Source organism: Thauera aminoaromatica, from assembly GCF_000021765.1.
Lineage (GTDB): Bacteria > Pseudomonadota > Gammaproteobacteria > Burkholderiales > Rhodocyclaceae > Thauera > Thauera aminoaromatica.
Genome location: NC_011662.2, coordinates 117,372 through 131,885, shown reverse-complemented (window position 1 = coordinate 131,885; position 14,514 = coordinate 117,372). Strand labels below are relative to the sequence as shown.

Below are 14,514 nucleotides of genomic sequence, written 5' to 3'. Positions count from 1 at the left end.
ATGCGCAAGGTCAGAGTCTGGGATCTGCCCACTCGTCTTTTTCACTGGCTGCTCGCCATCCTGGTGGTGGCCGCCTACGTCACCGCCCAGATCGGCGGCAGCCTCATCGAATGGCACGGCCGCGTCGGCATCGCCATCACCGGGCTGCTCGCCTTCCGCCTGGTGTGGGGGGTGATCGGCTCGACCTACGCCCGCTTCGCCGACTTCGTGCCCGGCCCGGCCCACCTGTGGGCGCACCTGCGCGGGCACTGGAGCGGGCTGGGGCACAACCCGCTCGGCGCCTTGTCGGTGCTTGCCCTGCTCGGGGTCATGCTCTATCAGGCCGTCACCGGGCTGTTTTCCAATGACGAGATCGCCTTCTCCGGTCCGCTGCGTGCGCTGGTGAGCAGCGAGACCAGCGACTGGCTGTCCGGGCTGCACCGGCAGAACTACTGGGCGATCATCGTGCTGGTGGGCCTGCACGTGTCGGCCGTGCTGTTCTACGCGCTGTTCAAGAAGGACAACCTGCTGCGGCCGATGGTCACCGGCATGAAGGAAGTCGACGAAGCCGACGCCCAGCCCGCGCAGGGCGGCGGCGCGCTGGCCTTCGCGATCGCGCTGGCGATCACCGCTGCGGTGCTCTACTTCGCCACCGGCAGCTTCATCGAGCCGCCTCCGCCTCCGCCGCCCGCCGCCTGGTGAGGGGCGACAGCGCGCACCGATGGACGGTGGTCGGTGCGCGCCAGACATGCCTCACAGCAACTTTCGCAAGGCGTCGGCCAGGGTGTTCAGGCGACCGACCAGCTCCCTCGCGCGGGCGAAATGAGCGCCTTTTCGCTGCGCTGGCAGGCGTTCCAGGAAGGTCTTGAGCGCGTCCAGCGTACCGACGACCGACTCCCGTTCGCGGCGTGAGCTGTAGGCGAGCAAGGCCTGGTACTCCTCCTGTGCCTTGCTGAAGCTCGCATCATTCGCCTGGCGATCCGCATTTTCTTCGCAGGCGGTGTCGAACAAGGCTTCGCTCAGGGCGAGGTCGAGGGGTGCGACACGATCCCAGAAGTCGCGCGCCTGGAATGCCGGGTCCTCGATCTCCTTGCGCACGGCGGCGATGCGTTGCCGTGCCGCCTTGCCCTCGTCCGGGGTGAGGGTGCCGAGCAGCTGGCGCAGCAGGTCCGCATGGAGGACGCTGAGCGCCGGGTAGTAGAGCCGCCCGCCCGCCTCGAGGGCACAGTTTTCGGCGTTGCGGTAGGCCTGTGCCATGCTCTTCAGCGCTGCATCCAGCTGGTTGTCGGCGGTGAGTTTCAGCTTGCGCTTCCAGATGCTGCCGAGCAGGCAGTGACGTTCGGCATTCGGAGCGACGGCGAGCACTCCGGTGATGAGCTGCTCGGCCTCGCCGAGCAGGGCCTTGCCCTTTGCCATGGCCTCGGGCCCGCCCGCCGCGAGCAGGCCGCTGCCCCGTCGCGCGAGCATGTTTATGAGTTGCTCGGTGGCCTTCATCGAGGCGCTGCCGTCCCCGGCCCCCTGGGCTGCCCGGTAGCAGGCGATGGCGCGATCATGGTCGCCGAATTCCGCCCACAGCTGCCCGAAGGCCTCCTGGATGTCGCCATGCCCCGACCATCCGCGCCGCTCGCACAGCCTCGCGAGCGCGTCGATGCGCTCCTCGCGACGCTTGCGGTCGTCGGCGGATTCCATGGCCTGGTAGCGACTCTGCTGGGTCAGGCGCTCCAGTTCGGCGATCACCTCCCGCGGTGCGACGAAGTCGTAGCGTGCGGCATGGCGGCGGCGCTCGTGGCTGCTTGGCGGCCGCCGCAGCAGCAGGCTGGGGTCGCCGTAGCATTGGTAGGCGCCCCAGGTGTTGGTGGTGGGGAAGCGGTCGAAAGTGGCCCGGCGGGCGGCGAGCACCGCCTCGCCGAAGGTCTCGCCGGCAAGGAAGGCTTCGTAGAAGGTGCTGGCGAACAGCTTCGCCGCGTCGTCCAGTACCCGCCATCCGGCGGCGATGACGCCACGGACGCCCATCTCGATCAACTGGGTCGCGAGGTTGGCGGCGAGCATCGGATTGCCGGGCCGGTTCTCGCCGAGCATCGCGCGCTCGGCCTCGATGCGACCGAGGGAGCAGCAGTTGATGAACACGAAATCGGGTACCACCCGCATCTGCTCGATGTGCGCGGTGGTGAGCACGCTGTTCTCGCCGATCAGCATGCCGGTCGCAGTGACGGCCTCGTCGGCCGGCTTGGCGCTGTGGTCGGCATCGATCGTCGGCAGGGTTTCACGATAGATGCCATGGCCCGACAGGTGAAGGATGCGCCAGTCGCGCTGGTAGAGCGCGATCTGGATCTGCTCGGCACTGCCACCGAGCAGCGCGGGCGGCGTGTCGAAGCCGCCGTCCTTGAGCAGCTGGGCCACCTCGGCGGCTTCTTCGCGCGCACCGGCCAGCTGCGGAAAGTAGTCGCCCAGACGCCCGAGGTCCGGATCGCCCACGACCAGCGCGTGAAAGCCGTCCGCGCGCTGGATGCGCTGGCGGAAGCGGCCCGTCGAGAGTTGGCGTACGAGGCCGCTGCGCACCGACAGCGGGGCGCCGCCGCGATCGCTGCGGTCGTCTTCCATGCGATCGCGCAGCAACTCCCAGGGAATGCCGGCGACGGCCGAATCGATGATGAGCTGGGCGCGGCGGCGGTCCGGTGCCTGGTCCTTCAGCCAGTTGGGCAGAAGCAGTTCGAACAGGGTGCGGCCGACTTCCTCGTTGTCGCTTTCCGTGTCGATCAGCTGGCGGGTGAAGCGCTCGATGCTGCCGAGCGCAATGCCGTTGTAGAGCTGCTCGGTCCGCGCAAGGTCGCCATGGACATTGAACAGCAGCTGGGTGCCGCTGCCGTCGGCGATCCTGACGGCGCTGATCGCGATCCGGGTCCATGCATCTTCGCCGAGCTCGGCGTAGGCACGCTGGCGCCCGCCCTCGTTCTTCGCCAGCGTGTCCTCGATGCAGAAATGCCTGCGCAGCTCGCCGTCGAGCGTCACCGCGTCGCGTGCCGCGTTGAGCGCCTGGATCGCACGGTCCTCCAGCAGCTCGACGAAATCCAGCTGCGTCAACTCGATGCGGTCGTCGAGCTTCGCGTCGGCGAGGCGTTCGCGCGCCTTGCGATGGCCGCGCAGGATGGCGGTGACCGAATCGCGCAGGCTCAGCTCGCCGATCGCCGCACCGATCAACAGCGCACACACCGGCAACTGCAGCGGTTTGCCGGCGGTGGCGGCCTGCCGGTCGTGTGTGCGCTTGCGCTCCTCGTGCCGCGTGATCGCATAGGCGACCAGCGCGCGCGCCACGCCGTCGCACAGGCTTCCCGGCGAGAGCTCGCCGACGCGGCCGATGCCGATGACGATGGCGCCGGCGGCGAAGCGCTCCTCGGGCTGGGGTGGGAAGAGGGCATAGCTGCCCAGCGGGCCCGCATAGATGCCGGCATCCAGGCGGTTCTGCATGCGACCGTTGAGGGCGCGGTCGAGGATGTATTCCGCCTGCTCGAGATTGTTGGTGCCCTGTATGTGGCCGACCAGAACCGGTGCGTCGACGAAGATCAGGTCGCCGTGAATGACCCGGACCCGCGTCCGCATCTCCTCCTCGCGCTCGGTGCGGGGGGCGCGGAGCGTGGCGCCGGTCGCCGCGGCCAGCAGGTCGGAGCGCGTCGGGTAGTGTGAAAGCATGGCCGGGCTGACGGGGGCATATTCCCCGGGGGCTTCGACGGCGCCGCGGGCCTGGATGGGGACGGGCTTGCGCGTCAGCGCGGAGCGCCCGGTCTCGCCCTTCTCCAGCAGCTCCTGCAATGCCGGGAAGGCCGGCGTGTGCGCCGGCATGTCGCCATGCACCGCGTTCATGTAGTAGAGCCGTCCGCCTTCCCGGCACTTCGCGGGGATTCCGCTTGCCCAGGTGACGCGGCCATCGCCGTCGGCCGTCTTGAGCAGGCGGAACCGTCCGTCCTCGGCGATCTCGGCGAGGCGGGGCGTTTCCTTCGCCGTGCCGGCGACATAGATCAGGCGCTCGTCGTCGATCAGGGGATCGCCTGCGAGCAGCGTCCGCCACAGTTCTCCGGACTGGGTGAGCGCAGCCTCCGGCGGAACGGGCCAGCGTTGGCCGTCGGCGGTGCAGTAGCGCTGCCAGGTCGCGGGCAGGCGGATCTCCTCGCCGTTTTCATCGGCGGCGTTCGGCAGCAGCTCGAGCACACCGGGGAAGTGCTGGGCGATCTCGAGAAGCTCGCGCTCGGAGTTGTGCAGGTCGAGCATCGCCAGCTTGGCGAAGAACTCGTCGCGCTTGGTCAGCAGCAGCGTCACCGCGTGCGAGCCCTGGTTGGGCGTGCCGAGCATGATGACGCGCGCCTCGGGGCGCGGCTGTTCCTTCCAGCGCTTCCAGAGCCCGCGGTCCTGGGCGAAGGCGGCGCGGATCAGCACGCCGCCCATCGAATGGACGATCGCGTGCACCGGCAGCTTGCCCGCCGTGGCATCGCCCAGCGCGGTGGACAGGGTGTCGCCGAGCCCCTTGATCGAGTCGACGACGGACTTGCGCCAGTCGTAGCCATGCATGCGTACGACATAGCCGCTGCTGCGCAGCGCATTGGCCAGCGCGAGGTAGCTGCCGGCCAGCGGATCGCCCGGCTCGACCGCCGGATTGTCGATGCGCAGCGTCTTGCGGAAGCCGCCGCAGGCCAGGGCCGGCACGCTCGCCCACACTTCGCGGCCGGCGACCTGGAGTTCGGAGCCGCACAGGCCGGGTACGAGCACCACGATGCCTCGCGCGCCCTGGAGCGGGGGGTCGGCGAGCGCACGCGGTGCGAAGAGGCCGCGCGCGGTCTCGGCGGGCAGGGGCCATTCCCCTGCGTAGTCGTGGAACAGCGTGGCGGTGTCGACGGCGTCGGTCAGCGCGGCGGCGACCGCGGCTGCGCTGTCCTCGTTACCGAAGTAGCTGAAGTGATTGACGGTCGGGCCGGCGCGGAAGAACACCTTGCGTACCGGGCGGTCGGGGCCGTCCAGCATGGCGCGCGTGTCGACCACGAGGTCGTGGTCCTGCTCGAAGTAGCGGTCGATCAGGCAGAAGCGCAGCTCGGCCAGCCAGTCCTGTTCCCGGGGGGCGGCGTCGCCCGCGACGACGAACAGTTCTCCGCGTCCCGGGTTTCCGTTGAGGATGCGGACCAGCGCGGAGCCGGGCATCTGCGCCTCGAGGCCGGGCAACTGGTCGGCCCGCTTGCGGCTGCCGATGATGGCCGCCGCGGTTTCCGCCAGCATGTCCAGCCCATGGCTGGCGAGGGAGGCGAGCCCGCTCGTGATCATGCCGCGGCTGTTGCTGCGGCGCATCTCGTCGGCGATCGCGGCCAGCACCAGCAGCGAGAACCACTGGTCGAGCTTCTCCCCGGCGAGGGAGGTGCCGATGACCGGGCAGGCCACGCGCACGAAACGCTCGATCTGCAGCGCCGGGCGCGCCTCGAGTTCGCGCAGCAGCGCGAAGAGCTGTGCCTCCTGCTGCATCAGCGCCTCCGCCGCAGGCGGATTCTCCCGCTGCGCTGCAGCCAGCACCGCGGTGATGCCGGCGCGATCGACGCGAGCCGGATCCAGCGCGAGCAGTTCGCCGACCAGGCCACCACGGGAATGCGACAGGAGGCGCAGCGAACCGCTGCGTGGCAGCAGGCGCGCGAGCTTGAGCGCGTTCTCGATCGGGCTGCGGGTCAGGGTGCAGTGCTCGAGCGCGAAGATGCGCTCGCCGTAGCATGCGCGCAGGCGCGCCCACTGTTTGGGCTGGCGCAGCCACAGCTTGGAGAAGCTGCCGCGCGTGTTCGATGCCGTGCCGTGAAGCAGGATGAGGGTGCGCTCGCCATCGGGAATCGGCGTTTTCAGGGGTTCGCCCCGGATGCCGTCGTCGCCCACGAGAAACACCCCTTCGCGCGGCACCGAGCGTGTCTCGGCCAGGTCGACGATCTTGTCCAGACCCGCCTTCACCGGATCGAAGCCCATCCAGCGCAGGGCCCGGATGGTCAGTTTCCCGGCGAGCCCGCGCGTACCCGTGACCGGCGCGGCGATGCTGGACGGCAGATCCCAGGCGCCATCGTCCGCGCCGCTTCCACCCCGTGCGCTGGCGCCGCCCGCCTCCTGCAGGCGCTTGCGCAGATCCGCGCCCACGGTCCAGAAACATGCGCCGCCTTCGAACTCGATCTCGACCAGGGCGTCCTCGGGAATCGCCTCGGCGACCGTGTCTTCGGCCGTGCCGCGACTGCCGGTCGCGCCGAGGCGAAAGGAACGCGCCGGCGCCACACCGGCGAACAAGGGCGAATCACCCCCGATCCAGCTCGCAAGCCGAAGCGGTTCGTCGGGCCGCACCCGACCCGGTATGCGGACGATGGTGACTTTGGGCTGATTGCTCATGGAATGGGCTCCCGCTCCGATCTTCAAGCGTTGAACAGATGCTCGTCGTCGGCCGCTGCCACGGCAGCCCGCGCGCGCAGGCCGCGGGTCGAGGCAGATACCCGGGTGCGGCGTGTGCAGTCCCTGAAGAGAAGCACCCGCCTCGACCCATGGCGACGAATCCTGATTCACATATAGACGATGCGGGTAGCGTTGTCCGCTGTGAATCCGCGGCGTATTTGCAGCCGGCATTCGGGGATGTTCGATGGCGGGGAGTGTGGCGATCCCGCCGGCCTGCCGGCGGCGGCTCGATGCCGGCCTAGGCGCGCATCCGTGTCAGGAACGACAAAGCCACCCGCAGGTGGCTTTGTCGTTCGATATCTGACGCCTCACTCCATCCGGTATTTGTCGTGACAGGCCTTGCAGGTGCTGCCGGTGTCGGCGAAGGCCTTCTGCACCGCGGCCTTGTCGCCGGTGGCGGCGACCTTGGCGAGGTTGGCGGCGGCGTTGTTGAAGTCGGTGGCGAGCTTGCCGACGTTCGGCATCTCCTGGAAGAACTCCGGCTTGACGCGGGTCTTGAGGTTGCCGATGTCCTTCTCGGTGCCCGGGCCGTAGAGCGCGCCCATGCCCGAGCCGGCGATGCCGGCGATCGCGGTGGCGGCGGCCTGGACCTGCTGGGGGTTGTACTCGCCCTCGAGGTTGGCCTTGATCTTGCCCATGTTCCAGCTCATGAAGCTGTAGCCGGCCTGGCGGAACTTGATCTGGTCCTCGGGCTTGACCTGGGCCGAAGCCGCGGTGGCGAGGGTAAGGGAGAGGATGCCGAGGGCGATCGCTTTTTTCATCGTGAGCCTCCTGAGTCGGGGGTTGAAGGAAGGAACAAACCTTGCGGGGAACTGCGCAGACCAGGATGCGCCGCGCCAGTTCCATCGTGTTGCATGCCGGGATCCGCCTGCCGGCACCCGACTTATAACAAATTCGGTCGATATTCCTTCGTCCGCTCGTGTTGCGGCGCGGAAGAAGTGCGCTCAAGCCGGGCCGTGCGCGGCCGTAAGGAAGGAGTAGAGGCTGCCTGTCCCCACGCCGCCGACCGTCCGCAGGACCGCGAGAACCGACATGATCCGATTTTCCGACACCCCGATATGGCTGCGTCTCACCGGCGCGATCTGGCTGATGATGGTGGCCGCGTTCGGCAGCATGATCGTCTGGGAAACCCGGGTGAACCGCGACATGGCGATCGAGCAGGCGAAGGACTTCGCCGGCACGGTCAATGAGATGACGATGGCCGGACTCACCGGCATGATGATCACCGGCACGGTGGCGCAGCGCGACGTCTTCCTCGACCAGATCAAGGAGCTCAGCGTGGTGCAGGACCTCGAGGTGATCCGCGGCGAGGCGGTGAGCCGGGTGTTCGGGGCGGGCGGTGCGCGCGACGCGGCGCGCGACGCCGACGAGCGCCTGGCCCTGGTCGAGGGCCGCGCCACGATGCGGGTCGACCACGACGCCGAGCATGGCGAGCATCTGCGCGTGGTGATTCCCTCGCTGGCCTCGCCCGCCTGGCTCGGCAAGGACTGCATCGCCTGCCATCAGGTGCCACAGGGCACGCCGCTCGGCGCGGTGTCGATGCGCATCTCGCTCGACAAGGCGAATGCCGCGGTGAATGCGTTCCGCAACCAGAGCGCGATGTTCGCCGCGCTGGTGTCGATCCCGCTGATCCTGTTCATCTACCTCTTCATCACCCGCTTCGTCACCCGTCCGCTCGACGGCCTCAACCGGGGCCTGGGGCGGATCGCCGAGGGTGGCGGCGACCTGCGCCTGCAACTGCCGGTGCGCGGCCGCGACGAGATCGGCCGCAGCGCGCGCACCTTCAACGACATGATGGGCACGCTCGGCGGGCTGGTGCGCCAGGTCGGCGACTCGGCGAGCGCGGTGACCGAGGCGGCGAGCCGGCTGGCCGCCGACGCCGAGGCGGTCGCCGCGAGCTCGCAGCGCCAGAACGAGAGCTCGGTGGGCGCGGCCGACGCGGTGGACGAGATGGTCGGCAGCATCTCCGCGATCGCCGAGCACGCCGAGGCGGTGCGCGAGCGCTCGCACGACAGCCTGGAACGCTCGCGCGAGGGCCAGCGCAGCCTGGAGCGTCTGGTCGGCGAGGTCGGCGAGGTCGAGGCCGCGGTGCGCCAGATGGCCGACGCGGTGGTCGCCTTCGTCGACTCCACCCAGGCGATCTCGCGCATGACCAGCGAGGTGCGCGAGATCGCCGAGCAGACCAACCTGCTCGCGCTCAACGCTGCGATCGAGGCCGCGCGCGCCGGCGAGCAGGGCCGCGGCTTCGCGGTGGTGGCCGACGAGGTGCGCAAGCTGGCGGAGAAATCCGCGCGCTCGGCGGGCGAGATCGACCAGATCACCCGCGAGGTGGCCCGGCGTTCGAGCTCGGTGCGCGGCGCGCTCGACGACGGCCTCGGTCACCTCGCCTCCAGCCGGCAGATGGCCGACGCGGTGATGCAGGTGCTGACCGCGGCGAATTCGCTCGTGGTCGAGGTGGGCGAAGGCCTCGACCGCATCGCCGGCGCCACGGGTGCGCAGCGCAGTGCGAGCGAGTCGGTCACCGCGCGCATCGGCGAGATCGCCGGCATGGCGCGCAGCAACAACGACGCGCTCGCCCACACCGTGCGTTCGGCGCGCGAGCTCGGCGAACTCGCCCTGCGCCTGCAGGAATCCGTGTCGCGCTTCCGTTTCTGAGTGCGCCCAGGCGGACGTGGAAAGGGCGGGAACCGTCGCCGGTCCCGCCCTCTTGCCCGCTCGCCCTTCAGCGCGCTGCCATCACTCCAGGCGTACCGGCACGAAGATGCGTGCCTCGCCACGCTGGATCAGCAGCGCGAAGCGCTTGCCGGCGCGCTCGAGCTGGGCGCGCAGGTCTGCGACGCTGGCGACCGGCTGGTTGTTGATCGCCAGGATGACGTCGCCGCGCTGCAGGCCGGCGCGGGCCGCGGCGCCGTCGGCGCCCTCCACCACCACCCCGCCGCGCAGCTGCAGGCGGGCGGTCTCTTCCGCGGTGAGCGCACGCGCGCTCAGTCCGAACTGCTCGCCGATACGCTCCACCTGGCTGGGCGCCGGTGCGCTGCCGGCCACGGTCTCGGCCTTGAGCTCGTCCAGCGTGGCGGCGACCTCGCGGCTGCGGCCGTCGCGCCACAGCTCCAGCTTCACGCGCGTGCCCGGGCGTTTCTCGCCGATCACCCGCGGCAGCTCGGCAGAGTCGTCGATGCGGCGGCCATCGACCGCGAGCACCACGTCGCCCGCCTGCAGCCCGGCCTTGTCGGCGGCGCTGCCCGGCTCGACGCTGGCGACCAGCGCGCCGCGCGGATCGGTGAGGCCGAAGGATTGGGCGAGGTCCTTGTCGACGTTCTGGATGGCGATGCCGAGGCGGCCGCGCTGCACGCGGCCGTGGCTGACGAGCTGGTCCTTGATGTTCATCGCGACGTCGATCGGGATCGCGAACGAGATCCCCATGAAGCCGCCCGAGCGCGAGTAGATCTGCGAGTTGATGCCGATCACCTCGCCGGCGAGGTTGAACAGCGGACCGCCGGAGTTGCCCGGGTTGATCGCCACGTCGGTCTGGATGAAAGGCACGTAGGTCTCGTCGGGCAGGCGGCGCGCCTTGGCCGAGATGATGCCGGCGGTGACCGTGTTGTCGAAGCCGAAGGGCGAGCCCATCGCCACCACCCATTCGCCCACGCGGGCCTGGTCGGGGTTGCCGATCTTCACCGCGGGCAGGCCGCTGGCGTCGAGCTTGAGCAGGGCGACGTCGGTACGACGGTCGATGCCGACCACCTTGGCCTTGAACTCGCGCTTGTCGATCAGGGTGACGGTGACCTCGGAGAGCGCGGCGTCGCCATCCTCGCCGGCGACCACGTGGGCGTTGGTGAGCACGTAGCCGTCCTTGCTGACGATGAAGCCCGAGCCGATGCCCTGGCGCGCGCGCGGCCCCATGCCGGGCTGGCCGGGGAAGCCCGGCATGGGCACGCCGAAGCGGCGCAGGAAGTCGTAGAAGGGGTCGTTGGCGAGCGGGTTCTCGCCCGCCGTGCCCTGGGCCGCGCGCTGCACCACGCGGATATTGACCACCGCCGGGCCCACCTGCTCGACCAGGTCGCCGAAGTCGGGCAGGCCGAAGCGGTTGGGCGAGACCATCGACGGGGCGGCCGCCTGGGCGTGCGCGGCGCTCAGCGCCGAGGCTTGGGGAAAGAGGGTGCCGAGCGCGAGCGCGACGGCGGTGACGGTCAGGAGTTTGCGCATGTTGTCGGGCATCCTTGTTCGGCAACGGAAAGATTCGGCGCCGGAGTCCCGGCGGCCACCTGTCGTGGACGCGGCCTGGCGTGCGCCGTTCCCGACGAAACCTGCGTTTTCAAATCGGGTCGGGCGCGGGCGCTTCAAGAGGCTGCGTTCAGAAAGTGGTTTCGAGCGCGAGCCAGGCCTGGCGGCTCACCTCGTTGGCGGGTCGGCCGGCGAACTCGGGCTGGGCCTGCAGGGGGCGATTGGCGAGTTCCTGGTGGCGGCCGAGCAGGTTGATGCCGGTCAGGCGGAGCTCCACCGCCATGTCGAACAGCCGCAGGTTGCGCGAGACGCTCCAGTCCACCGTGGTGTAGGACGGCACGGTGTAGTCGAAGCCGGGAACGTAGCTGAAGCCGGCGTCGATCGGCCCCATGCGCAGCACGCTGAGCAGCGAGCGCCACGCCCCTGCACGCTGCAGCCAGCTCAGGCTGGCCGTGTAGGGGGCGACGTTGCGGCGGATGCGTGGGTCGTCGACGTCGCGGTCGATGAGGCTGTGCGCGAGGAGGAACTCGGTGCCGCGCCAGGGCTTCAGGTGGAGCTGGGTTTCGATGCCGTTGAGTTGTACGCGGCCGCTGTGGTTCTCCCAGCGCGTGCTGCCCAGCCCTCGCGAGATCGCCTCGGGGAGCTTGCCCTCGATCGGCCAGTCGGAGGGAACGGCGTTGCGCACGATCAGGTCTTCGATGCGCTCGCGGAACAGGCGGACGTCGAGCGTGCTGCGGCTGTCGCCGAAAACGCCGAGAAAGCCGATCTCGCTGGCGTCGATGCGCTGGGGGCGCAGGTCCGGATTGGGGTATTGCCGGCGCTGGACCAGCTCGCCCTTGTCGTCGGTGATCCGTATGTCGACGTTGCGCTCGAAAAGGTCCGGCTGTCGCCATGCGCGCGAGTGGCCGATGCGCCAGGTGATCCGTGGAGCGGCCTGCCAGTTCAGGAACACGCGTGGCGCGAGCCGCGCCTCGTCGCCTTGCAACTGCTCCAGCATGCCGCCCGCGTTCCACAGGAAGGCGGTGCCCGTTCGCAGCTCGAGATTGGCGAACAGGCGGTGTTCGTCCCGCGCATGGTTGCGGCGCTCGTGATACCAGAAGGGCGAGTCGTGCTCGATGCGCTTCCATTCCGCGCCCCACATCAGCCGCGTGGCCTCGTCCACGCGCTCGCGCCGCTCGATCTCCAGGTTGTGCTGGACGAAGGTGGCGCTGTTGCCGACCGTGCCGCGCAGGCGCTCGGGGAAGGCGTTCGCCAGGGTCCGGCTGTTTGCCGCGGAATCGTAGCGCCAGAGGTCGTCGCGACTCTGCCGGCTCCAGTAGGCCGACACGCGTATCGCGTCGTCCTCGGGGCCGTGCCGCCACCGCAGATGCAGGGATCGGTTGGTGTCGCGCCCTTCGCGCTGGGCCGCGATGTCGAAGATCGAGCCGGCGTATCCGAGTTCGTGGGTGCTCTCGGCGACCCCCGCGTTGAGGGCGACCGCATCGTGTTCGCCCACCTGCAGGTCGGCGCGAAGGTTCAGGACGTCGGTGCGGCGACCGTCGTACAGGTCGGCAAACCCTTCGTCTTCTTCATGATGCGCGCCGATGCGCACGCTGAGGGGCCCGCTCTGCACGGCGTGTCGCAGGCTCGCGTCGCGGATGCCGGGTGCGCCGGTGGCGAGCTTCAGCCGGGTGCCGGGATGTCGGCTGGCGTCGTCGGTGATGATGTTGACGATGCCGAGGAAGGCGTTGGACCCGTAGGCGGCCGAGTTCGAGCCGCGTACCACCTCGATGCGTTCGATGTCTCCGGGCAGGGCACGCTCGGCGCTGGCGGTGAAGGATGGCGTCAGCGACGCGCGTCCGTCGACCAGCAGCTGGATCTGCATCGGCGAGTCCATGCCGAGGCCGTGGTAGGTCACCCACTGCAGATTGCCGCGCTCCTGGCCGACCTGGAATCCGGGCACCAGGCGCAGCACGCGCGCGAGCTCGCGGTAGCCGGTCGCGGCGATCAGGTCCGCATCGATCACGGTGACCGCGCCCGGGCTGTCCTGCAACGGCTGCGCCAGACGCGAGGCGCTCAGCACCACCGGCAGGGGCTCGAAGAAGGCATCTGCGGACGACGCTTCGACGGTGCCGGCAGCCAGCAGCGACAGCAGGGCGAGAGCGGTGGGGGGGCGGTGGAGGTGCATCGGAAGCGGGCGGCTGCGCAGAATGCGCGAGTATACCCAGTGCGCTTTCGGGGCGCGCAGCAACGATCAGTCGGGGTAACATCGGGCACCGTCGACTCCGGGTGCACGCCCTTCCATCGTGTCGAAGCCATGACCCTGACCGATCTCCGTTATCTCGTCGCGCTCGCCCACGAGCGTCATTTCGGCCGCGCCGCCGAGAAGTGCCACGTGTCGCAGCCCACGCTGTCGGTGGCGGTGAAGAAGGTCGAGGAGGAACTCGGCATCCAGCTCTTCGAGCGCAGCGCCTCGGAGGTCAAGATCACCGAGACCGGGCGCCGGATCGTCGCCCAGGCCGAGCGGGTGCTGATGGAGGCGAGCCAGATCCAGGAGATCGCCGCCGCAGGCAAGGACCCGCTCGCCGGGCCGCTGCGTGTGGGCGTGATCTACACCATCGGACCCTACCTGCTGCCGCGGCTGATTCCGCGCGTGCATCAGCTCGCGCCCCGGATGCCGCTGATCATCCAGGAGAACTTCACCGCGCGTCTGGCCGAGGCGCTCAAGCGCGGCGAACTCGACGTGATCATCATCAGCCTGCCCTTCGACGAGGCGGGCGTGGTGGCGCAGCCCGTGTATGACGAGCCCTTCCGCGTGCTGATCCCGGCCGACCATCCGTGGAATGCGGAAAGCGAGATCGACCCCCAGCATCTCGCCGACGACCAGCTCCTGCTGCTCGGTGCCGGCAACTGCTTCCGCGACCAGGTGCTGGAGGTGTGCCCGAGCTGCCGCAACATCGGCGGGCTGCAGCGCACCCTCGAGGGCAGCTCGCTCGAGACCATCCGCCACATGGTGGCCACCGGCCTAGGCGTGACCGTGCTGCCGAGCTCGGCAGCGGACGAGATGGCGACGCAGAATCCGCTGGTCGCGGTGCGGCCTTTCACCATGCCGGAGCCCTCGCGTCGCGTCGCGCTCGCCTGGCGGGTGACCTATCCGCGCAACGGGGCGATCGACGTGCTGCGCGCGGCGATCCTCGACAGCGCCCTGCCGGGCGTGCGTCCGGTGGGCCGCGCCGTGCCGCCCGGGCAGGTGCCGTGGGTGGATTCGCGATGAAAATTCTTGATCGAATCCATCAGGGTAATCGGTTTGATCAATGCATCCCTCAGGCGCTAACATGAAGCGCAAACCCCTGCGGGCGGTGTGAAGCCTGCATACACAGGAGAACCAGCATGGAAATCGACATCGGCATCAAGGAAAAGGACCGCGCGAAGATCGCGGAGGGCCTGTCGCGTCTGCTCGCCGACAGCTACACGCTTTACCTGACCACGCACAACTTCCACTGGAACGTGACCGGGCCGATGTTCAACACGCTGCATCTGATGTTCGAGACGCAGTACAACGAACTCGCGCTCGCGGTGGACGAGATCGCCGAACGCATCCGCGCGCTCGGCTTCCCGGCGCCGGGCACCTACAAGGAATTCCAGAAGCTCACCAGCATGGCCGAGCCGGAAGGTGTGCCGAACGCGCAGGAGATGATCCGCCTGCTGGTGCAGGGTCAGGAAGCGGTTGTCAAGACCGCCCGCAGCATCGCCCCGATCGCCGACAAGGCGAGCGACGAGCCCACGCTCGACCTGCTCACCCAGCGTATGCAGGTGCACGAGAAGACGGCCTGGATGCTGCGCAGCCTGCTCGAAGGCTGATTCCCGCCGCGCTTGTGCAGC

General features: G+C 69.3%; 8 protein-coding genes. 4 read left to right on the top strand and 4 right to left on the bottom strand.

The genetic code is table 11. The features are described 5' to 3' along the window. A complete protein-coding gene (locus tag TMZ1T_RS00500) occupies positions 1-681 on the top strand; it encodes a cytochrome b/b6 domain-containing protein (RefSeq protein ID WP_012584246.1) in 681 nt (226 codons plus the stop codon). Positions 682-732: 51 nt separating this feature from the next. On the opposite strand, the gene TMZ1T_RS00495 is transcribed toward TMZ1T_RS00500, so the two are convergent. Both TMZ1T_RS00495 and TMZ1T_RS00490 read right to left on the bottom strand, forming a co-directional pair. Then, on the bottom strand, positions 733-6,369 hold the full coding sequence (locus TMZ1T_RS00495; RefSeq protein WP_012584245.1) for a CHAT domain-containing protein: 5,637 nt from the start codon (positions 6,367-6,369) through the stop codon (positions 733-735). A gap of 368 nt (positions 6,370-6,737) precedes the next feature. After that, complete coding sequence (locus TMZ1T_RS00490) at positions 6,738-7,190, bottom strand: c-type cytochrome (RefSeq protein WP_004304669.1); 453 nt, start codon at positions 7,188-7,190, stop codon at positions 6,738-6,740. A 271-nt stretch (positions 7,191-7,461) separates the two neighbouring features. Between TMZ1T_RS00490 and TMZ1T_RS00485 the strand changes: the two genes are divergently transcribed. Then, a complete protein-coding gene (locus TMZ1T_RS00485; RefSeq protein ID WP_004304667.1) occupies positions 7,462-9,084 on the top strand; it encodes a methyl-accepting chemotaxis protein in 1,623 nt (540 codons plus the stop codon). 81 nt (positions 9,085-9,165) lie between these two features. On the opposite strand, the gene TMZ1T_RS00480 is transcribed toward TMZ1T_RS00485, so the two are convergent. Then, entirely contained in the window at positions 9,166-10,635 is a 1,470-nt protein-coding gene (locus tag TMZ1T_RS00480) for a DegQ family serine endoprotease (RefSeq protein WP_012584244.1), read from the bottom strand. Positions 10,636-10,783: 148 nt separating this feature from the next. Then, positions 10,784-12,820 carry a TonB-dependent receptor plug domain-containing protein gene (locus TMZ1T_RS00475; RefSeq protein ID WP_012584243.1) on the bottom strand — a complete coding sequence of 679 codons (2,037 nt, stop codon included), beginning with the start codon at positions 12,818-12,820 and terminating at the stop codon, positions 10,784-10,786. A gap of 129 nt (positions 12,821-12,949) precedes the next feature. On the opposite strand from TMZ1T_RS00475, the gene TMZ1T_RS00470 reads away from it, so the two are divergent. Together TMZ1T_RS00470 and TMZ1T_RS00465 are read left to right on the top strand one after the other, a co-directional pair. Beyond that, positions 12,950-13,906: a hydrogen peroxide-inducible genes activator gene (locus tag TMZ1T_RS00470; RefSeq protein ID WP_004302901.1), complete on the top strand. Its 957-nt coding sequence runs from the start codon at positions 12,950-12,952 to the stop codon at positions 13,904-13,906. A gap of 116 nt (positions 13,907-14,022) precedes the next feature. Further along, the gene (locus TMZ1T_RS00465; protein WP_004302900.1) at positions 14,023-14,493 is read left to right on the top strand and encodes a Dps family protein; all 471 of its coding nucleotides are present in this window, start codon (positions 14,023-14,025) and stop codon (positions 14,491-14,493) included. Positions 14,494-14,514 lie beyond the last annotated feature (21 nt).

Excerpts from the sequence above, each read along its gene's own strand:
- TMZ1T_RS00495 (WP_012584245.1), bottom strand. The coding sequence starts at position 6,369 with ATGAGCAATCAGCCCAAAGTCACCATCGTCCGCATACCGGGTCGGGTG.
- TMZ1T_RS00480 (WP_012584244.1), bottom strand. The coding sequence starts at position 10,635 with ATGCGCAAACTCCTGACCGTCACCGCCGTCGCGCTCGCGCTCGGCACC.
- TMZ1T_RS00470 (WP_004302901.1), top strand. The coding sequence starts at position 12,950 with ATGACCCTGACCGATCTCCGTTATCTCGTCGCGCTCGCCCACGAGCGT.
- TMZ1T_RS00490 (WP_004304669.1), bottom strand. The coding sequence starts at position 7,190 with ATGAAAAAAGCGATCGCCCTCGGCATCCTCTCCCTTACCCTCGCCACC.
- TMZ1T_RS00475 (WP_012584243.1), bottom strand. The coding sequence starts at position 12,820 with ATGCACCTCCACCGCCCCCCCACCGCTCTCGCCCTGCTGTCGCTGCTG.
- TMZ1T_RS00465 (WP_004302900.1), top strand. The coding sequence starts at position 14,023 with ATGGAAATCGACATCGGCATCAAGGAAAAGGACCGCGCGAAGATCGCG.
- TMZ1T_RS00500 (WP_012584246.1), top strand. The coding sequence starts at position 1 with ATGCGCAAGGTCAGAGTCTGGGATCTGCCCACTCGTCTTTTTCACTGG.
- TMZ1T_RS00485 (WP_004304667.1), top strand. The coding sequence starts at position 7,462 with ATGATCCGATTTTCCGACACCCCGATATGGCTGCGTCTCACCGGCGCG.